The following is an 18,978-nucleotide window of genomic DNA, read 5'->3' as shown; positions in this document are numbered from 1 at the left end:
GGATCATCGTTCGACTTGCATGTGTTAAGCACGCCGCCAGCGTTCGTCCTGAGCCAGGATCAAACTCTCCGTAAATGTTTAATTGCACGACCACCAAAGCGGCCGGCACATTGTTTGCGATAACGAACCGGAATAGGTCCAGAAACCGCGAGTTTGAAACTGACAGAACAAATCATTACTGACTTGCTTTGTTGTTTAAATGTTTTCCAAAGGAATCCGCGACCTGACCAAAAAGATCAAGCCGACGGGTATTTGGCATTTGACATTGTGCACGCTGTTGAGTTCTCAAGGATCGGATGCTCCTGCTTTTCACCCTCCCGGGCTGCTCCGCAGGGCAACTTCTCTAACTTACCACTCTCGAAGTTCTTGTCAAATCGAGCGATTTTCGGCTCCGACGCGAAGTCGGCGCACCAAAACGAGCGACTGAATTTCTTCAGCTTCTTCGAGTGGAGGTTTTATATCCTAAGGCAGTGAACGCCGACACTCAAGAGCGCCTGTTCTTTTACCTGGGATTGGTCCCGCATGAGGCCGGCGAGCTGTTCCGCTCTGCCGCACCTTTGGGGTGACGAGTGATTACTTTACGCACATCCCGGATGCCCCGCAAATTGCGGTCGCACGCCGGGCGTGTCGGGCCGGGAGTCCGCGGAATTCCGCGAGAAACCGGCTCAGGCGACGTCGTTGTCGTCTGCCGACTCGCCACGCAGCATCCGCACCCACGCGGCCAGGTAGAGCGCGCCCGCATCGTCGTGGATGAGTTCGGCGTGGTGGCGCACCGGGTACGCCGTTTCGGGCACACCGTCCGCCGGACGAACGTCGACGTGGACGACGTCGTAGCCGTGCTCGTGCAGCCAGTCGGCCATGGCGTAATCGGTTCGCGAATCACCGAGCGTGCGCCAGGCGCGTGGCAGCGGTCGCCCGTCGGCAGCGAGTAGCGCAAGCAGCTTGCTCGCTCCGAGGTCTTTACCGAGTCGGACCGACTCGATGTCGGTGGAGATGATCGTCGGATCGATGCGGTACGGGGCGTTGCCGGCCGCATCCGTCTTCACGGTCATTCCCCACTCGTACCCCAGGCCCTGGACTTCGAGTTCACGGGCCGCGTCGGCATCGAAGGCATCCCGACGGGAGGAGAACTGTTCTGCGGAGACATCGAGCCGCTGCTCCACCGAAACCATCGCCCGCTTCGTCTCGTCGAAGAACACGATGTCGTCATAGGAGCGCGCGACGAGATCGCGGATGGCGTCGCCGTATGCCTGCGGCACCGCCAGATCGGTATCGACCTCGACGTCACCGAGTCCGTCCGGGGTGATCCGCACGACGACGGAACCCTTTTCGCAGATCGCCCAGACCCGGGCATCGGCAGACAGTCCGGCCGTGAGCAGCTGCGGAACCACCTCATCACGGATGAAGGCATCTGAACGCCCGGTGTTGAATGCAATCGGAATGCCGCCGTTGGCGAGTTCGACGAGATCTCGCGGGATGCTCGGAATGGCCACGCTCCTCGAGACCGGGCTCGCGATCGGGCCGTCGACGTCGAGAAGGAGACCGAGTACAGGGGCAGCGTTCATCACGGCGCCAGTATAGGCGGAGGCGACGACGAAATAGGGTGGCTCCCCGTGCGTCCCGCTCCCCCGTGGTGCTGGAGCAGCAGAAAGCCCCCTGTTCGAGACGAAGCAGGGGGCTTTCTATGGCGGTGGCGGTGGGATTTGAACCCACGGAACGTTCTCACGCTCACACGCTTTCGAGGCGTGCTCCTTCGGCCGCTCGGACACGCCACCGCCGTCGAGTGTAGTTGAATCACCGGGTACGCGCGAATCCGTCTTCTCCCCAGCCCTTACGGTGCCGCCGCCCTGTCAGCGGTCGCGGTTAAGCTCAGTTCATGGCAAAGCCGACCTCAACCTTCAAATGCACCGAATGCGGCTGGCAGACCTTGAAATGGGCCGGTCGGTGCGGCGAATGCCAGCAGTGGGGCACCGTCGTCGACGTGGCCACCGAGACCGGCATCGTCCAGAGGCTTACCGCATCTTCGGTCCCCACCGACCGGTCGGCCCGGCCGATCACCGACATCGCTGAATCGGACGTCGCGCACTGGCCCACCGGGATCGACGAATTCGACCGCGTGCTCGGCGGCGGAATCGTGCCGGGCGCCGCCATCCTGCTCTCGGGCGAACCCGGCGTCGGCAAATCCACCCTGCTGCTCGAGGTCGCCGCAAAGGCGGCGCGCGCGAAGTCGAGGGTCCTGTACGTCACCGCCGAAGAATCCGTGAACCAGGTGAAGCTCCGCGCCCGCCGGACGGGCGCACTGAGCGACAACCTCTTCCTCGCAGCCGAGACCGACCTCGGGGTCGTGCTCGGTCAGATCGACGCGGTCAAACCCGAGCTGCTGATCGTCGATTCTGTGCAGACGGTGTCGAGCGCGATGTCCGACGGAATCGCCGGCCAGCCGAGCCAGGTCCGCGAGGTGGCGCAGACCCTCATCCGTATCGCGAAGGAACGGGCGCTTCCCGTGCTCCTCGTCGGACACGTGACGAAAGACGGCACCATCGCCGGTCCGCGACTGCTCGAACACCTCGTCGACGTGGTCTGCCAGTTCGAGGGCGACCGTCACACCGCACTGCGCTTCGTCCGGGCGCTCAAGAATCGGTTCGGTCCGACCGATGAGGTCGGCTGCTTCGAGATGACCGGTGATGGGATCGCCGAAGTCTCCGACCCCAGCTCCCTCTTCCTCAGCCGCGGCGCCGCGGTGTCCGGAACATGCGTGACGGTGTCGATGGAAGGAAAACGCGCCCTTCCTGTCGAGGTCCAGGCGCTCGTCCTCGACACCTCGGTGCCCAACCCACGCCGGGTCACGAACGGCGTCGACTCGTCGCGGGTCGCGATGCTTCTCGCGGTTCTGGCCCAGCGCGCGGGGATCAAGCTCCACGACAAGGACGTCTACGTCTCGACTGTTGGCGGGGTGCGCCTCACCGAACCGGGAGCAGACCTTGCCATCGCCATCGCCATCGCGTCGGCCGCAGCGGACTATCCCGTGCCGCACGATTTTGCGGCGTTCGGTGAGATCTCCCTCGCCGGTGAGGTCCGCCCGGTGACCGCAGCGCGTCAGCGCCGCGCCGAGGCGACTCGTCTCGGGTACCGCACGATCGTCGATGCGTCTGCCGGCGGCATCCGCGAGGCGCTCGACACCGCGAAGAAGGCGGCCGGGTCGTCGTTCGACAAGGAGCTCGACGCGGTCTTCTGACCCGATGGTCAAAGCGCGAGGACGCGGAGGAGTTCGTCGGGGGTCGACTGCATCGGGTGCGGACCGGCGATGTCGAAGAAGACGGTCTCGATCTCGGACCCGTGGGTCCGAAGGAACGTGTGCAGCCAGACGCCGTCCTGCAAACCGACAACCGGCGGCAGCGCCTCCGGCTTGTTCGCGGCGTCGGAGAACAGGAGCAGAGCAAGCCGCCCCGTTTCGGGCTGCTTGTAGGTCCAGATCTCACCGGCATCGGTCGGTTTGTCCGTCGCACCGGCCGAGAGCAACGGCACGACCACGCGGTCGTTGCGAAGCGCGAAGGCGACGGCGGCCATGTCCTGGTGCTCGAGCGCCTCAGCCAGAAGCGGGGAGCGGAACGACGGTTGCTTCTTTTTCGACATGGCTACCATATTCGCAGAACGCGACGGTTGCCCGGGACTCAGCCGACGAGGATGAACTGTTTCGACACCTCACTGGCGATCCCGTCGACGGATGTCGCGAGGTGGTACGACGCACCGGCCGCGGGTACGGCGGGGCGCTCGCCTTCGCACGTCGACGGCGTGGACCGCGTGCGGTCCCAGGAGATCGGGGCCGTGGATTCGACCGATTGTCCTGCCTCGAGTTCCACGATTGCATCGGCCGGTTCGAGCTGGCAGTCGGTCGACGTCCAGTACGTGTCGCTGCCGCTCGTGATCGTGAAGACCTGGGCGGCAGTGCCGACGTTGATGCTGCAGGCGGCGTCGCCGGTGTTGGTGATGCGGAGCGAGAGCAGCGGTGTCTCACCGGCGGCATAGTTGCTCTTGTCGGTGAGCGCTTCGACCGAGACACCATCCGCGCTGCAGTCCCCGACCTCTCCGGCATCGGCTGACGGGCCCGGGGTGGCTGATGCCGATTGCTTTGCCGTCGGTGTCGGTTCGGGTTCGGCTCCGGATGTCGACCCCGGCTTCCAGATCACCAGGGCGACGATCGCGACGACCGCGAGAAAACCGGCAAGCACCCACAGGCGGCGGCGGACGTAGACGCTGCTCGGTTCGCGACCGTGGTGCTCGTTCGTCGACATGGCTTCAGGATAACCAGCGCTCGGCCGCCGACAGACGAAGACGCGCGGAGGGTCGCGATTGCTTCCCTCCGCGCGTCTTCGCTGTTCTCAGGCCCGGCGTCGGCGACTCGCGACAACCGTTCCTGCTCCGGCGAGGAGCAGGGCGAGGGCGAGCAGCAGGGACGGGGTGATTTCGCTTCCGGTGGCGCTCAGTGAGCCGGAGCGACCGGGGCCGGCGGCAGCATCCGGGTCGCCGCCGTCGGCATCTCCGGGTGCCGCCGCGACGACGCTGACCTCGGACCACGAGATCACGTTGCCGTCGGCGTCGAGCACGACGAGACGGTGATCACCGATTGGCGCGTCTGCTGGCACCGTGACGGTCACCTGACCGTCGGCATCCACCTGGACGAGACCGTCGCTGATCATCACCGGCTCGGAGTGCAGCCAGACGGTGACCCACTTGCCGATCCACTCCAGCGCGAGCTGGATGGCGATCGGCTTGCCCTGCACCAGAGCGTCGAGAACCTTGATCAGGTCCCTGATCGCCTCGGTGATCTCATCGTCTGGTGCCGGCGTCGGCGCCGCAGCCACGGTCAGCGGAACCGTGACGGTCGTCGCTGATTCCGCCGCAACCACCGTCAGGGTTTTCGCACCGCTGCCGGCCGGAACCGTGAACGACACCGTGGCGGCACCGGCCGAGACCGGCGCTGTTGCGACGGTCGTTCCGTTGATCGCCGCAGTCACCGAGGTGTTCACCGGGCTTCCTGTCGACGTGAGGTCGAGTTTCGCAAGGTTCAGTGTCACAGTGCTTCCCTCGACCACCGGAGCCGTCGGGATCCCGGTCACCTGAACGGACCGACGGTCGAAGCTCGGTGAGACCGGGCTGTTGGCCGTCAGATAATCGATCCAGGCGTCCCGGTCGACGAGACCCGAGTCGCGAAGGTCCGTGCCTTCGGTCAGGACGCGGAAGTTGTCGCCACCGGCAAGAAGGAAGCTGAACGTTCCGATCCGGTAGCTGTCTGCCGGATCGATGGCTGCGCCGTTCACCGTGATGCTCGTCACGCGGTCCCCCTGCGCCCTCGTCGGGTCGAAGGTGTACGACACGTTGTCGGACAGGCCGAGCTGCAGGTACGGACGGGACGGGATGCTGCCATCAGCGTTCGTCTGCCACTGCTGTTCGAGCAGCTCTTTGAACTGCTCACCGGTGAGAGATGTCGTTCCCAGGTTGTTGAGGAACGGCAGCACTGCGTTTGCCTGGGCGTAGGTGATGTCGCCAGCGGCCAGGTCGGCCCGCAGCCCGCCCGGGTTGACGACACCGATCTCGGCTCCTCCCCGGTCTTCGGACTTCAGCGATTCGACGAGCGCGTCGGCCACGAAGTTCCCGAGGGTGGACTCCGACGCCCGGTCATCGCGCACTCCGTTGGCGAATGCGGTCGTGATCGGTGCCGTGGCGTTTCCGATGACCTGGTTGCCGATGACGTTCGACTCGGCGATGGCGGCCTTCACGATGCGGTCGACCTCGGCGACGGCCGGGTATGCCGCAATGAGGTCGGCGTCAGCTGTCGCCAGACGAGCCACGTTTCGTGCGTCGTAGTCAGTGACGTCGCCGGTCGCGTTGTCGACGGTCAGGGTGATCTGACCGACGTTCTCACCGTAGCTCCCGGTCTGGAGGATCGGGCGGGTCTCGCCGTCGGTTCCGGGAATCGGGACATCCCACGCGTACTGCTTGTGCGTGTGACCGGTGAAGATCGCGTCGACCTCAGCGCTGGTCTTGGTGGCGATGTCCGCGAAGGCACCTCCGGCCAGGATCTCCTCTTCGACAGTCGAGCCGTCCGGGATTCCCGCGCCGGCTCCTTCGTGGTATTCGGCAACGATCACATCGGCTTCGCCGTTCGACTCGTTCCCGTCTGTGAGCTGCGCTGTCACGCGGTTCACCGCTTCGACGGGGTCACCGAACGCCAGGTCCGCGATGCCGTCCGGCGAGACGAGGGTGGGTGTCTCCTCGGTCACTGCGCCGATCACTGCGACGTCGACACCGTCGACATCGAAGATCGCGTACTCCTCGAGTGCCGGTGTCGTCGTCCCCTCCAGGTACACGTTCGCACCGAGGTAGGGGAACCGCGCGTTGGCGCCGTCGTTCATGACCCGGTCGACGAGGTCGTCGTAACCCTGATCGAACTCGTGGTTGCCGACGGCGGCAGCCGCCAGTCCGAGGGCGTTGAGAACGTCGATCGTCGGCTGGTCGAACAGCGATGACGATGCGAAGAGCGACGCGCCGATGTTGTCGCCTGCGGAGAGGAACAGCGACTGGTTTTCACCGAACTGGGCTTTCAGCGACTCGATCGTGCCGGCGAACTTGACCGTGTTGGCGTCGATCCTGCCGTGGAAGTCGTTGATGTTCAGCAGGTTGACGATCGACGTGGTGGCGCTGGCGTCGATACCGATGATCATCGGATCGTGGTCGCTCGACCGGTACTGGTCTGCCTCGTAGAAGTTCGTGGCGTTGTAGTTGTACCGCGAGTACTCCAGTGCGATCGATTCGACCGAGTTGATGTTCCAGATGTCGGCCCCGACGACCTGCTCGTTGGCCTCCTCGGAGGCGAAGACGTAGTCGAGTGAACCGATGGCCTTGCCGAACGCGTAGGTCTCCTCGCCGGTCTTGGCGCCCTGGTTGACGTACCCTGCTGCCTCGATCACTCCGATCGGGGCCTCCTTGGCGTAGGAGTTGAAGTCACCGACGAGGAACACCCGTCCGGTGTCGAATTCGGTCTTGAGTTCGTCAGCGAAGTCGACCAGAGCAGCAGCCTGGCGGGTGCGGTCGCCGGTGTATGCGCCTTCACCGCTGTCGACGTTGTCTCCGGTTGCTCCTGAGCCGCTCTTCGACTTGAAGTGGTTGGCGATGACGAGGAAGGTGTCGGATGCCGCGCCGTCGACCGCGCGGAATGCCTGTGCGTCAGGCTCCCTGGCGTTGCCGAATGCCGGCGAGTCGATCAGGATCCGGCTCTCACCGACGGTCTCGACAGACGCCGCCTTGTAGATGAAGGCGGTGCGGATGACGTCTTCGTTCGAGGGGACGGCATCCGGTGACGGAACGAACGACCAGACGTCGCTGCCTGCATCTGCGTTGAGGGCGTCGGTGAGAATTCCGAGAGCGTAGTCTCTGTCCTTGCCGACAGCAGCCGAGTTCTCGATCTCCTCGAGCGAGACGATATCGGCGTCGAGAGCGTTGATCGCCGTGACGATCTTGGCCTGCTGACGGGCGAGGTTTTCCGTATCTGCTGCTCCGCGCACACCGCAACCGGCAGCATCCGAGTTGTTCACCGTGATGTTGTTGCCTGCGCGGTCGGTGTAGAACGTGCAGCCGGAGCGGTCGGCTCCTGTGGTCGCGAAGTAGTTGAGCACGTTGAAGGTCGCGAGCGTGATGTCGCCACCAACGTCCTCAGGCGCAGCAGTCCTGGTGTTCTCGAACGTGGCCGGCTGGACCTCGTCGGCGTTGTCAGCCGTGAGGTGCTCGGTCGGCTGGAACTTCCAACTGCTGTTGCGGTAGTCGAGGATGACCGGCGTCGTGAACGTGGTCGCGGCTCCGACACGCACGGGCGCGTCGGTCGACAGGTACGGCAGGGGGATGTTCTTGTTCGCTCCCTGGTTCGCCGTGCTGAGGAAGTTGACGCTGGAACCGTCGTCGAGGGTGACGAGTTCTGACGCGAACCGGGCGGTGGCGGCCGTATGGGCCGGAGAGCCGGGGGCTCCGAGCACGGTCGGGTTGACCAGCGGGGTGCCTGCTGCCGCCAGGCCGATTTCGCCGTACTGGTTGGTGGAGTACACGTCGGTGACGGTGAAGTCCCCGGTCGGAGCGATGAGCATGCCCTCGAACTTCTCGCGCGCGGCGTCGTCTCCCGGGTACCCGATGACGGCAGGAACCGGTGCGCCGACGGTTGACGCGTCGAGCTGGGTCAGTCCGGACGTGTCGGCGACGGTGACCTGGGTCAGGCCGAAGTACTCGGACACCACACCGGTGATCTCGATGTACTGGCCGATGGCGACGGATGCCGCTGTGGCCGGTGAGTAGACGAAGAGCGCGTCGGATGCCGTCTGTCCTGAGACGGAGTCTCCGGTCCCGGCGGTCTGGAGGTAGTAGCCCTGAAAACCACCGGTCGCATAGGCGGCGGTGATGACGCCTGTGGTGGTGACGGTATCGCCGACCTTGCCGCTCGTGTCTGAGGTTCCCTGGATCTCAGCGATGCTGAAGGTTCCGGGTTCGGCCGGGGGATCCGTCGGCTCCTCGGGGTCGGTTGGCGGGTCGGTGGGTTCGGTCGCGGTGCCCGCCGCGTTCTGAGGCGTGATCGTCGCCGAGAGCGTGATGTCTGCCGCGTTGCTGTCGGTGTCGGCGAATGCCGTGCGGTTCAAACTCTTGACGTCGGTGTTGCTTGTCGGAGCAGTTGCTGCCGCGCCTTCGAAGGTGTTCGTCGTGCCATAGCCGATCAGATCGATGACATCGGTGTTTCCGACGGTCGAGCCTGCGGCCGGGGCGATCGCCGTGGTCGACGACACCAGGGCGATGGAGCCCTTCGTACCGCTCGGATTGATCCCGGCCGTCACGTCAGGGGCCGGCAGGTCGGCGCCGTTGTCAGCGTTTCCTGCAATCCCGATGAGGAAGTACCCTTCAGCGGGGATCGAGCCGGCGAGTGCTGCAACACCGTTGAACGCCTCGGTGCCCGTGGCCGACCGATACTGGAGCGACCACCCGGAAAGTTCGATCGCTGCATTCGTCGGGTTGTACAGCTCGACGAACTTGTCGTTATATGCCGCCCCAGCGCTGCCTCCGGAGAGGTACGCCTCGTTGATCACCACCCCTGTCCCGTCTGTGTTGGCGGACGCGGGAAGCACCGCGAGGGGTGCGGCCGCGAGTCCGAGCAGGGATGCGATGGCGGTGGTGCGCCAGAGGCGCTTGGACAGCAACATTGGTCTCCCGAAGTTTGACAAGGGATGAATGCGGCGCACCGGCAGTGCGCCTCATCGCGGCACTGACCGGGGAAAGTAACGACGACCCAGCAAGGCTAGGGACACCGTGTGACACTCACTCACCCGAAGAGTAAACAGTGGGTAAAAAGCTATCCGCAGCCTGTGACCCTCACAAGAGGGCCAACAAATGAGCACGACAATGCACGTGGTCAGGCGGTCACTTCGGGTCGCGCACCCGCTTCTCGCTCCCGGTGAACAGTTCGTCCGTCCTGAAGAGTCGTTATGGGGCGGGTTACCCGGCAGATGAGACGGATGAACGCGGCTCGCGACGCGCACGATCCGTACAGCCCGTCGCTGACGGCGTCAGAGGCTCTTGAGCATGCGTGAGTTGCCGAGCGTGTTGGGTTTCACCCGCGCCAGGTCGAGGAACTCGGCGACACCTTCGTCGGGGGAACGCACCATCTCGGAGTAGATCTCGGGATCGATGACGCCGTCTCCGATCTCGGCATACCCGTTCCTCGTGAAGAACGAGACCTCGAAGGTGAGGCAGAAGAGGCGCGACAGTCCCAGCTCTCTGGCATCCGTTTCCAGACGCTCGAGGAGAGCACGTCCGACGCCGGCGCCGAGCCAGCCCCGATCGACGGCGAGCGTCCGCACCTCGCCGAGGTCCTCCCACATCACGTGGAGGGCCCCGCAACCGATGATCGTGCCATCCGGGGTCTCTGCGACCCGGAACTCCTGGACCGACTCGTAGAAGACGACCCGTTCCTTGCCCAGCAGGATGCGCTCCTGCACGAGGGGCTCGATCAGGGCACGGATGGCGGCGACATCCGAGGTGCGCGCACGGCGGATGACAAAGCCGGGCTTCGCAGAAGACATCATGACCGCCAGCCTACCGAGCGGTACCCTGTTCGAATGCGACTCGGAGTGCTCGATGTAGGATCCAACACCGTCCATCTGCTCATCGTCGATGCACACCGTGGCGCCCGCCCGGTCGCCCAGTCGTCGCACAAATCCGTGCTCAGGCTGATGCGGTACATCGACGAGGACGGGGCGATCACGGACGAGGGCATCTCACTGCTCGTCGCCGGTGTCGGCGACGCCGCGAGGATCGCCAGGGAAAGTGACCTCGACGAGCTCCTCCCCATGGCGACCTCCGCGATCCGTGAAGCGGCGAACGGGCCGGAGGTCCTCGCGCTCATCGAGAAGGAGACCGGCCTGCACCTGCAGGTCCTCAGCGGCGAGGAGGAAGCCAGGCTCACCTTTCTCGCGGTGCGGCGCTGGTACGGCTGGTCGGCCGGCAACGTTCTGCTGTTCGATATCGGTGGCGGGTCGCTCGAGATCGCGATGGGCGAGGACGAGGAACCGGATGTCGCCCTCTCGCTTCCACTCGGCGCCGGCCGGTCGACGATCGGGTTCCTCCACGAGGACCCGCCCACCGAGAAACAGCAGGACGCGCTGCGCGACCATGCCCGCGGTGTCCTCGACGAAGCGAAACGTGCCTTTTCTCACCTCGCAAAACCGGGCCAGATCGTCGGATCGTCGAAGACCATCCGGTCCCTGGCCCGTCTCGCCGGTTCCGTCGCTGACGGTGTCGGCGACGACGACCGGCTCACCCTGCGCCGCGGCAGACTGGACGACTGGGTGCCGCGTCTTGCACGTATCCCCGCCGACTCCCGCCCCGCCCTTCCGGGGATCACGACCGACAGGACCTTCCAGATCGTCGCAGGAGGCATCGTCCTCAGTGAGGCGATGGCCGCGTTCGGCGTTCGCGAACTCGACGTCTGCCCGTGGGCCACACGCGAGGGCATCCTGCTGCGGTATCTCGATCGCCTCGTCGACTGACGGCAACGACGTCATCAGGGCAGAGAAAAAGGGCCGGGGAATCATTTCCCCGGCCCTGTCTTCGAGTGTGAGCTACTCGCTGGTGATCGCCAGGTCAGGCGTCGCCGTTCCTGTGCCGAGCGAACGACCGGCGTTCAGTCCGGCTCCGACGGTTTCGCCGCGCGGCTTCGTGTCGAACACGAACTCGTTGTTGGCGAAGTCCACGTGGATGTGGTCACCTGAGTTGAGCTCGCCGTGCAGGATCCGCTCGCTCAGTCGGTCTTCGACCTCGTTCTGCATGGCGCGACGCAGCGGACGCGCTCCGAGTGCGGGGTCGAAGCCGACCTCGATGAGACGTTCCTTCGCCGCGAGCGTCAGGTCGATCGTCATGTCGCGGTCGAGAAGTCGGTCGCTCAGCCGCTTGGCGAAGAGGTCGACGATCTGAAGCAGTTCGGGCTTCGACAGCTGCGGGAACACGATGGTGTCGTCCACGCGGTTGAGGAACTCGGGCTTGAAGTGCTTCTTCAGCTCCTCGTTGACCTTGGCTTTCATGATCTGGTACGTCGCCGTGGTGTCACCCTCGACCTGGAACCCGACAGGTCCGCCGGCGATGCCCTTGGATCCGAGGTTCGTGGTCATGATGATCACGGTGTTCTTGAAGTCGACGAGTCGACCCTGACCGTCCGTCATCCGGCCCTCTTCCAGAATCTGGAGCAGGGAGTTGAAGATGTCGGGGTGAGCCTTCTCGATCTCATCGAAGAGAACGACGCTGAACGGCTTGCGGCGGACCTTTTCGGTCAGCTGCCCGCCCTCTTCGAAGCCGACGAATCCGGGAGGAGCACCGAACAGTCGCGAAACCGTGTGCTTCTCGCCGTACTCGCTCATGTCGAGCGAGATGATCGCGTCTTCGTCGTCGAACAGGAACTCGGCGAGCGCTTTGGCCAGTTCCGTCTTTCCGACACCGGTCGGGCCGGCGAAGATGAACGAGCCGGAAGGACGTTTCGGGTCCTTGAGTCCCGCGCGGGTGCGCCGAATGGTCTTCGACAGCGCCGAGATGGCTTCTTCCTGGCCGATGACACGCTGGTGCAGCGCCTTCTCCATGAAGACGAGCCTCGAGGACTCCTCTTCGGTCAGCTTGAAGACCGGGATGCCGGTGGCCTGGGCGAGTACCTCGGCGATGAGACCTTCGTCGACGGTAGCCGTGGTCTTGACATCTCCTGAACGCCACTGCTTCTCGAGGCGCAGGCGCTCTCCGAGGAGATTCTTCTCCTCGTCTCGCAGCGATGCCGCCTTCTCGAAGTCCTGGTCCTCGATCGCCGTCTCCTTGGCTCCACGGACGACCGAGATCTTCTCGTCGAACTCGCGGAGCTCGGGCGGGCTCGAGAGAATCGACAGACGCAGGCGTGCGCCGGCCTCGTCGATCAGGTCGATCGCCTTGTCGGGCAGGAACCGGTCGGCCACGTATCGGTCGGCAAGGTTCGCCGCTGCGACGAGCGCACCGTCGGTGATGGACACCTTGTGGTGCGCCTCGTACCGGTCGCGGAGCCCCTTGAGGATGTTGATCGTGTGCGGAAGAGACGGCTCAGCGACCTGGATCGGCTGGAACCGGCGCTCGAGCGCGGCATCCTTCTCGAAGTGCTTGCGGTACTCGTCGATCGTCGTCGCGCCGACGGTCTGCAGTTCACCACGGGCGAGGAGGGGCTTGAGGATGCTGGCGGCGTCGATCGCGCCTTCAGCTGCTCCCGCTCCCACCAGCGTGTGGATCTCGTCGATGAAGACGATGATGTCGCCGCGGGTGCGGATCTCCTTGGTGACCTTCTTCAGTCGCTCTTCGAAGTCACCGCGGTAGCGGCTTCCGGCGATGAGCGAACCGAGGTCGAGGGAGTAGAGCTGCTTGTCCTTGAGGGTCTCGGGGACTTCGCCCTTGACGATAGCCTGGGCGAGACCCTCGACGACGGCGGTCTTGCCGACGCCGGGCTCACCGATCAGGACCGGGTTGTTCTTCGACCGGCGGGAGAGGATCTGCATGACCCGCTCGATCTCCTTCTCGCGACCGATCACGGGGTCGAGCTTGTTGTCACGCGCGGCCTGGGTGAGGTTGCGCCCGAACTGGTCGAGGATCTGGGATCCGCCCTGCGCGGTCGTCTCGGTCGTGTTGCCGCCGACGGCCGCGGTCTCCTTGCCCTGATATCCGCTCAGGAGCTGGATGACCTGCTGACGCACCCGGTTGAGGTCCGCACCGAGCTTGACGAGGACCTGTGCGGCGACGCCTTCACCCTCGCGGATGAGGCCGAGCAGGATGTGCTCGGTGCCGATGTAGTTGTGGCCGAGCTGCAGTGCCTCGCGCAGCGACAGCTCGAGCACCTTCTTGGCGCGGGGCGTGAACGGGATGTGACCGGTCGGCTGCTGCTGGCCCTGGCCGATGATGTCCTGGACCTGCTCGCGGACGGCGTCCAGCGAAATTCCGAGCGATTCGAGGGCCTTCGCTGCGACGCCTTCACCCTCGTGGATGAGGCCGAGCAAAATGTGCTCTGTGCCGATGTAGTTGTGGTTGAGCATCTTGGCCTCTTCCTGGGCCAGGACGACGACGCGACGGGCGCGGTCGGTAAATCTCTCAAACATGTTCGCTCCTTGGGCAACCGGGCAGGGATGGGGGTGCCGTACAAAAAGAGTAACCACCGCAGCTCCTGAATAGGCCGGTGTTCGCTCACGGCGCGAAGCCACGCAGCCACCGCTCTGCTCGGACGGCAGCCGCATTCACCCTGTGAGCAACCGCGCTCAGCTCAACTGATGCACCCCGAAGCTGACGAAGAAACCCAGCGTTGCGATGAGTCCGGTGAACGCTTTGGCATCGCGGAACGCTTCAGGGATCATCGTGTCGCAGATCATGGCGAGGATCGCGCCGGCGGCGATCGCCGTGACAAATGCCGTCACACCCACCGACACATCCTCGAGCAGCACGAATCCGCCGAACGACGACAGGGCGCATGCGGCGGCAATGCCCGTCCACAGCAGGAAGACATAGCGGGCACCACGCCCGGATGCTTTCAGTTCCGCTGTCGATGCGAGCCCCTCCGGCAGGTTCGAGATCACGATGGCGACCAGCACCGGGATCGAGACCTGGCCACCTGCGACCATGCTCAGGCCGAGGACGGCCGTCTCAGGGATGCCGTCGAGCAGGGCGCCGACGGCGATCCCCGTTCCGGTGCCAGGCGACTCCCCCGCACCGCGACGGTTGCGGGCGTCCGCCCGGTCGAGGAGCAGGTTCGCGCCGACGTAGACGACGGCACCCGCGATGAATCCCATCATCGCCGGCCAGAATCCCCCCAGTTCAGCGGCCTCCGCGACGAGGTCGAATGCGAGCGCAGAGATAAGGACGCCGGAGCCGAAGGCCATTACCGTTGCCACCACCCGCCTGGGGACGTCGACGAACCACGCGATGAACGCGCCAACGAGCAGCGCGCCACCCGCGAGCGCACCGGCACCGAGAGCCAACCATCCAGCCATGCGGCCAGACTAGGCCCGCTGGCCCGATTCGATCTCCACACTTGACGGTGGGGCGGGCGAGCGCCTAACGTATCGATATTCGTTATTATCGATAATCGGTTGGGTGATCGAATGAAGAATCAGACACGGTCCACCATGCTGGACACCATCTCGCTGAGAGTGCTCTCCGTCCTCGGCGTTCTCTTCGCCAGTTGGGGTCTCGTCTGGGGGTTCTTCGGGTTCGTGCAGACCCTCACCAACGACACGGTCGCGGTCACGCAGCCGGTGAGTCTGCCTGTGGCCGATGTCGCCACCGACGGACCGGCATCCGTCACGAGTGGTGAGACGACCTTCGCCGAGTTGACGGTCGACGGCCTGAGCATGGCCGCCCGCCTGCTCCTCGGAAGCGGGATGCTCCTCCTCACCCTCGTGCAGGTGATGATCGCGATTGCTGTCGTCGTCCTCTGCCGTCAGTTGCTCGCCGGGCGCCCGTTCGTGCGTGCGCTCGGCCGGCTCGTCGCCGCGCTCTCCGTCGTCGTCCTTGCCGGCGGCATGATCGGCCAGGCCCTCTACGGCTTCGGGAACTTCCAGGTCGCAACCGAGCTCAACCGCGATCCCATCGGCACCGCGTTCCCGATGATGATGCACATCGATTCCACACCGTTCGTCATCGGCTTCGTCCTCGCCCTCGTCGCTATGGCATTCGCTGTCGGGGAGCGCCTGCAGCGTGAGACGGACGGACTGGTCTAGTGGGCGGGGCGGATGACGAGCCGACGGGCATCCACTGCCGACTCGACGAGCTGCTTTCTGCGCGGTCGATGACCCTGACGCAGTTGAGTGAGCGAGTCGGCGTGAGCGTCGTGAACCTGTCGGTCCTCAAAAACGACCGGGCACGTGCGATCCGGTTTTCGACGCTACGGGCGATCTGCCGCGCACTCGACTGCGAGGTGGGCGACCTTCTCGTCCTGGACTGACGCCTACTGAAGTGCAGAGCTGAGACGGGCGAGGTTGTCGAGCACCGTGGACCGCAGCGGTTGTTTCAGCCACTCGTCCAGTGTGAGCTCCCGGCTCTTGAGCCGGTACTCGTCCTCGACGGCGCGCATGTCATCGACGAACGAGGCACCGCGCACAAGCAATGACACCTCCATGTTGAGGCCGAACGACCGCATGTCCATATTGCTCGATCCGATCACGGCGACCTCGTCGTCGATCGTGAAGTGCTTCGCGTGCAGGATGTACGGGGCGGGGTACAGATAGATTCGTACGCCGGCACGGAGCAGCGCCTCGTAGTACGACCGCTGTGCGTGGTAGACGAGCGCCTGGTCCCCGATCTCAGAAACGAAGAGGTCGACAGGGATGCCGCGCTGCACGGCGGTCGTCACGGCGTAGAGCATCGACTCATCTGGCACGAAGTACGGGCTCGTGATCGCGATGCGTTTCTGCGCTGCATACAACAGCCCGAGGAAGAGGCGCAGGTTGTTCTCGCCGGAGAAGCCAGGACCGCTCGGCACGACCTGACAGTCGAGGTCTCCGTTCTCGAGGTCGGGATCGGTGACATCGACGTCACGGTAGAGCAGCTCGCCTGTCTCGCTGTACCAGTCACTGACGAAGATCGCATCGATTCCACCGACGACGGGGCCCTCGACCCGGGCGACGAGCTCCTGCCATTGCAATCCCCGCCGCAGGTTCCCGCGCTTGTTGTAGCTGCGGTCGATGACGTTCTGCGATCCCATGAAACCGACGACGCCATCGACCACGAGGATCTTGCGGTGGTTTCGGAGGTCGGGGCGCTGATATTTGCCCCGCCAGGGCTGGAGCGGAAGCATGAGGTGCCAGTCGGCGCCCATGTCGGCGAGGCGCCGCTTTGTCTTCCTGTAACCCTTCGATCGAAGGTTGGCGACGTGGTCGAGCAAGACCCGAACAGTGACGCCGCGCTGGATGGCGCGCTCCATCGCGTCGAAGAACGCGGCGGTGGTGTCGTCAAGGCTGAGGATGTAGAACTCGACGTGCACGACCCGCTTCGCCCCGTCGATGGCGTCGGTCATCGACGCCAGTGTCCGGTTGTAGTCGCCGAGGAGGGTGGCTTCGTTGCCGCCGAGCACCGGAAGCGCTCCGAGATTCCGGTTGAGGGTGACCAGCGATTTGAGCCAGTCAGGCGCACCCGGCTGGAGATCTTGCGCCGGCAGGGAGTCCGCGGCGATCTTCATGAAGCCGTTGATCTCGTCCTGGATCTTGCGTCGCTTGCGTGGGAGCTTCGGGTTGCCGATGAGCACGAAAGCGAGGACGCCGACATAGGGAATCAGGAAGATCGCGAGCAACCAGGCCATCCCTGCGGTCGGACGGCGGTTACGCGGCACGACGATCACGGCGATCACCCGAATGACGAAGTCGATCGCGAAGAAGGGAACGACCCACCAGTCCGTGAAGACAGCGGCCAGGACGGCACCAAGATCCACGCACCGGCTCCTGTCGTCTGGGAGGATGCTGCCAGCCTAACGGGTGCCGCGCGGACTAGCCCTCGACCGAACCGCCCGGGCCCGTGACCGGTGCCGGGGGAAGCCCGAGCCTCGCGCGCTCTTCGGCCTCGAGCGCCGCGTATGCAGCACGCTCATCACGATCCGCGCGGATGATCCCACGCATGACGACCCAGAAGACGAGACCGACCAGAATGGTCGGGACGACCGACCAGAGCGCGTTCAACCAGAAATTGTCCATGACGAGTTAAGAGTACCCCGGCGAGGCTGGGGGTCAGCCTGCAGTGACGATGCCGACGATGCCGGAGATCACGAGGTACAACCCGACGCCTGAGACGACGATCCACACCATGATCCGGTTGGTCGAAGGCTTCTTCGGGTCCTGGGGGTCGAGCTCGCTCTTGGGAAGGTAGTCGTTCATCTGGGCACCTGGTTCACTTGACGAGCGGGAAGAGGATGGTTTCGCGGATTCCGAGCCCGGTGAGCGCCATCATGAGCCGGTCGATGCCCATTCCCATCCCACCGGTCGGCGGCATGCCGTGCTCGAGGGCGCGGAGGAACTCATCGTCGAGACGCATCGCCTCGACGTCGCCTCCGGCTGCGAGCCTCGCCTGCTCGACGAAGCGTTCACGCTGGACGACAGGGTCGACGAGCTCCGAGTAGCCGGTGGCGAGTTCGAAGCCGCGGATGTACAGGTCCCACTTCTCGACGACACCGGGGACGGACCGGTGGGCGCGCACGAGTGGGGAGGTGTCGACGGGGAAGTCGAGCACGAAGGTGGGGCGGACGAGGCCGCCCTTGACGAAGTGCTCCCAGAGTTCCTCGACGTACTTGCCGTGGATCGGGTGCGGCACGACGATACCCTCGCGGTCGGCGAGTTTCTTCAACTCCTCGAGAGGGGTCGACGGCGTGATCGGGCGACCGACGGCCTCCGACAGGCTGTCGAACATGGAGATCCGGTCCCACTCACCGCCGAGGTCGTATTCGGTGCCGTCTGCCCAGGTGACGGTGTGCGACCCGGCGACTGCGAGCGCGGCATCCTGTATGAGAGTCTGCGTGAGCTCGGCGATCGAGTTGTAGTCGCCGTAGCCCTCGTACGCCTCGAGCATGGCGAACTCGGGGCTGTGGGTCGAGTCGGCACCCTCGTTGCGGAAGTTGCGATTGATCTCGAAAACGTGGTCGATACCTCCGACGATCGCTCGCTTGAGGTAGAGCTCGGGAGCGATGCGGAGGAAGAGGTCGGTGTCGAACGCGTTCGAGTGGGTGACGAACGGGCGGGCGGATGCTCCGCCGTGCATCACCTGCAGCATCGGGGTCTCGATCTCGAGGTATCCGCGATCGGTGAAGGTACGGCGGAGGCTGGCAACCGTCTTCGACCGGTTGATCACGTTCTGCCTGGCCTGGTCACGCGCGATGAGGTCGAGGTATCGGCTGCGGACCCGGCTCTCCTCGCTGAGTTCGTTGTGCAGGTTTGGCAGGGGGAGGATCGCTTTCGACGCGACCGTCCACTCCGCCACCATGATGCTCAGCTCGCCCCGACGACTCGAGATGACCTCGCCGGAGACGAAGAGGTGGTCGCCGAGGTCGACGAGGTCTTTCCACTGGGCGAGGGACTCCTCACCCACTTCAGCGAGCGAGACCATGGCCTGGATACGGCTGCCGTCGCCGGACTGGAGACTGGCGAAGCAGAGCTTGCCGGTGTTCCGGAGGAAGACGATCCGGCCGGCGACGCCGACGACGACACCGGAGGTTTCGTCTGCCGTGAGAGATCCGTATTCCTCACGCACCGCGGGGATCGTCGTGGTGATCGGCACGGCGACCGGGTAGGCACCTCCGGCCGCGTCGGTCGCGAGCTCGTTCAACCGCTCCCGCTTGGCCAGTCGAACGGCCTTCTGCTCGAAGATCTCGTCTGCGGTCGGCTCGGCCGGCGTGGCCTGCTCTGCGGTGGGGGCTGTCATGAT

The 18,978-nt window shown here is 64.8% G+C and carries 15 protein-coding genes, 1 tRNA gene and 1 rRNA gene; 4 read left to right on the top strand and 13 right to left on the bottom strand.

Annotation, left to right across the window (positions count from 1 at the left end; all coding sequences use genetic code 11):
• The 3 genes from IWX78_RS09375 to IWX78_RS09365 form a co-directional block, all read right to left on the bottom strand.
• Positions 1-75 (bottom strand): 16S ribosomal RNA (locus tag IWX78_RS09375); the annotation flags it as partial.
• A 590-nt stretch (positions 76-665) separates the two neighbouring features.
• Positions 666-1,565 (bottom strand): hypothetical protein, encoded by a 900-nt coding sequence (locus tag IWX78_RS09370; RefSeq protein WP_196833284.1) that lies wholly within the window; start codon positions 1,563-1,565, stop codon positions 666-668.
• Positions 1,566-1,685: 120 nt separating this feature from the next.
• Positions 1,686-1,775, bottom strand: a tRNA-Ser gene (locus tag IWX78_RS09365).
• A gap of 101 nt (positions 1,776-1,876) precedes the next feature.
• Here IWX78_RS09365 and radA point away from each other — a divergent pair.
• A complete protein-coding gene (gene radA, locus IWX78_RS09360; protein ID WP_196833237.1) occupies positions 1,877-3,235 on the top strand; it encodes a DNA repair protein RadA in 1,359 nt (452 codons plus the stop codon).
• Between the two features lie 8 nt (positions 3,236-3,243).
• Here the strand turns inward: radA and IWX78_RS09355 are convergent, their stop codons facing one another.
• From IWX78_RS09355 to IWX78_RS09340, 4 genes are all read right to left on the bottom strand, one after another.
• Positions 3,244-3,642 (bottom strand): SseB family protein, encoded by a 399-nt coding sequence (locus IWX78_RS09355; RefSeq protein ID WP_196833236.1) that lies wholly within the window; start codon positions 3,640-3,642, stop codon positions 3,244-3,246.
• A 29-nt stretch (positions 3,643-3,671) separates the two neighbouring features.
• Positions 3,672-4,292 (bottom strand): hypothetical protein, encoded by a 621-nt coding sequence (locus tag IWX78_RS09350; protein ID WP_196833235.1) that lies wholly within the window; start codon positions 4,290-4,292, stop codon positions 3,672-3,674.
• An 87-nt stretch (positions 4,293-4,379) separates the two neighbouring features.
• Positions 4,380-9,233, bottom strand: a complete 4,854-nt coding sequence (locus IWX78_RS09345; protein ID WP_196833234.1) for an ExeM/NucH family extracellular endonuclease — start codon at positions 9,231-9,233, stop codon at positions 4,380-4,382.
• A gap of 363 nt (positions 9,234-9,596) precedes the next feature.
• Entirely contained in the window at positions 9,597-10,112 is a 516-nt protein-coding gene (locus tag IWX78_RS09340) for an amino-acid N-acetyltransferase (RefSeq protein ID WP_196833283.1), read from the bottom strand.
• 36 nt (positions 10,113-10,148) lie between these two features.
• On the opposite strand from IWX78_RS09340, the gene IWX78_RS09335 reads away from it, so the two are divergent.
• Positions 10,149-11,078, top strand: coding sequence for a Ppx/GppA phosphatase family protein (locus tag IWX78_RS09335; protein WP_196833233.1), 930 nt, complete (start codon positions 10,149-10,151; stop codon positions 11,076-11,078).
• Between the two features lie 72 nt (positions 11,079-11,150).
• Here IWX78_RS09335 and IWX78_RS09330 read toward each other — a convergent pair whose 3' ends face one another.
• Together IWX78_RS09330 and IWX78_RS09325 are read right to left on the bottom strand one after the other, a co-directional pair.
• Positions 11,151-13,679 (bottom strand): ATP-dependent Clp protease ATP-binding subunit, encoded by a 2,529-nt coding sequence (locus IWX78_RS09330; protein WP_196833232.1) that lies wholly within the window; start codon positions 13,677-13,679, stop codon positions 11,151-11,153.
• Between the two features lie 156 nt (positions 13,680-13,835).
• Positions 13,836-14,564 carry a ZIP family metal transporter gene (locus tag IWX78_RS09325; RefSeq protein WP_196833231.1) on the bottom strand — a complete coding sequence of 243 codons (729 nt, stop codon included), beginning with the start codon at positions 14,562-14,564 and terminating at the stop codon, positions 13,836-13,838.
• Between the two features lie 111 nt (positions 14,565-14,675).
• On the opposite strand from IWX78_RS09325, the gene IWX78_RS09320 reads away from it, so the two are divergent.
• Positions 14,676-15,293, top strand: coding sequence for a hypothetical protein (locus IWX78_RS09320; protein WP_196833230.1), 618 nt, complete (start codon positions 14,676-14,678; stop codon positions 15,291-15,293).
• Positions 15,293-15,517 carry a helix-turn-helix domain-containing protein gene (locus IWX78_RS09315; protein ID WP_196833229.1) on the top strand — a complete coding sequence of 75 codons (225 nt, stop codon included), beginning with the start codon at positions 15,293-15,295 and terminating at the stop codon, positions 15,515-15,517. The genes IWX78_RS09320 and IWX78_RS09315 overlap by 1 nt, the downstream gene beginning before the upstream one ends.
• A gap of 3 nt (positions 15,518-15,520) precedes the next feature.
• On the opposite strand, the gene cls is transcribed toward IWX78_RS09315, so the two are convergent.
• From cls to lysS, 4 genes are all read right to left on the bottom strand, one after another.
• Complete coding sequence (gene cls, locus IWX78_RS09310; RefSeq protein ID WP_196833282.1) at positions 15,521-16,981, bottom strand: cardiolipin synthase; 1,461 nt, start codon at positions 16,979-16,981, stop codon at positions 15,521-15,523.
• A gap of 73 nt (positions 16,982-17,054) precedes the next feature.
• Positions 17,055-17,258, bottom strand: coding sequence for a hypothetical protein (locus IWX78_RS09305; RefSeq protein ID WP_196833228.1), 204 nt, complete (start codon positions 17,256-17,258; stop codon positions 17,055-17,057).
• A 33-nt stretch (positions 17,259-17,291) separates the two neighbouring features.
• A complete protein-coding gene (locus IWX78_RS09300; RefSeq protein ID WP_196833227.1) occupies positions 17,292-17,438 on the bottom strand; it encodes a hypothetical protein in 147 nt (48 codons plus the stop codon).
• 13 nt (positions 17,439-17,451) lie between these two features.
• Positions 17,452-18,975: a lysine--tRNA ligase gene (gene lysS, locus IWX78_RS09295; RefSeq protein WP_196833226.1), complete on the bottom strand. Its 1,524-nt coding sequence runs from the start codon at positions 18,973-18,975 to the stop codon at positions 17,452-17,454.
• Positions 18,976-18,978: the final 3 nt, after the last annotated feature.

The organism is Mycetocola sp. CAN_C7 (assembly GCF_015752285.1).
GTDB lineage: Bacteria > Actinomycetota > Actinomycetes > Actinomycetales > Microbacteriaceae > Mycetocola_A.
This window is presented reverse-complemented; position numbering and strand designations above follow the sequence as displayed.

Excerpts from the sequence above, each read along its gene's own strand:
- IWX78_RS09370 (WP_196833284.1), bottom strand. The coding sequence starts at position 1,565 with ATGAACGCTGCCCCTGTACTCGGTCTCCTTCTCGACGTCGACGGCCCG.
- radA (WP_196833237.1), top strand. The coding sequence starts at position 1,877 with ATGGCAAAGCCGACCTCAACCTTCAAATGCACCGAATGCGGCTGGCAG.
- IWX78_RS09355 (WP_196833236.1), bottom strand. The coding sequence starts at position 3,642 with ATGGTAGCCATGTCGAAAAAGAAGCAACCGTCGTTCCGCTCCCCGCTT.
- IWX78_RS09350 (WP_196833235.1), bottom strand. The coding sequence starts at position 4,292 with ATGTCGACGAACGAGCACCACGGTCGCGAACCGAGCAGCGTCTACGTC.
- IWX78_RS09345 (WP_196833234.1), bottom strand. The coding sequence starts at position 9,233 with ATGTTGCTGTCCAAGCGCCTCTGGCGCACCACCGCCATCGCATCCCTG.
- IWX78_RS09340 (WP_196833283.1), bottom strand. The coding sequence starts at position 10,112 with ATGTCTTCTGCGAAGCCCGGCTTTGTCATCCGCCGTGCGCGCACCTCG.
- IWX78_RS09335 (WP_196833233.1), top strand. The coding sequence starts at position 10,149 with ATGCGACTCGGAGTGCTCGATGTAGGATCCAACACCGTCCATCTGCTC.
- IWX78_RS09330 (WP_196833232.1), bottom strand. The coding sequence starts at position 13,679 with ATGTTTGAGAGATTTACCGACCGCGCCCGTCGCGTCGTCGTCCTGGCC.
- IWX78_RS09325 (WP_196833231.1), bottom strand. The coding sequence starts at position 14,564 with ATGGCTGGATGGTTGGCTCTCGGTGCCGGTGCGCTCGCGGGTGGCGCG.
- IWX78_RS09320 (WP_196833230.1), top strand. The coding sequence starts at position 14,676 with ATGAAGAATCAGACACGGTCCACCATGCTGGACACCATCTCGCTGAGA.
- IWX78_RS09305 (WP_196833228.1), bottom strand. The coding sequence starts at position 17,258 with ATGGACAATTTCTGGTTGAACGCGCTCTGGTCGGTCGTCCCGACCATT.
- IWX78_RS09300 (WP_196833227.1), bottom strand. The coding sequence starts at position 17,438 with ATGAACGACTACCTTCCCAAGAGCGAGCTCGACCCCCAGGACCCGAAG.
- lysS (WP_196833226.1), bottom strand. The coding sequence starts at position 18,975 with ATGACAGCCCCCACCGCAGAGCAGGCCACGCCGGCCGAGCCGACCGCA.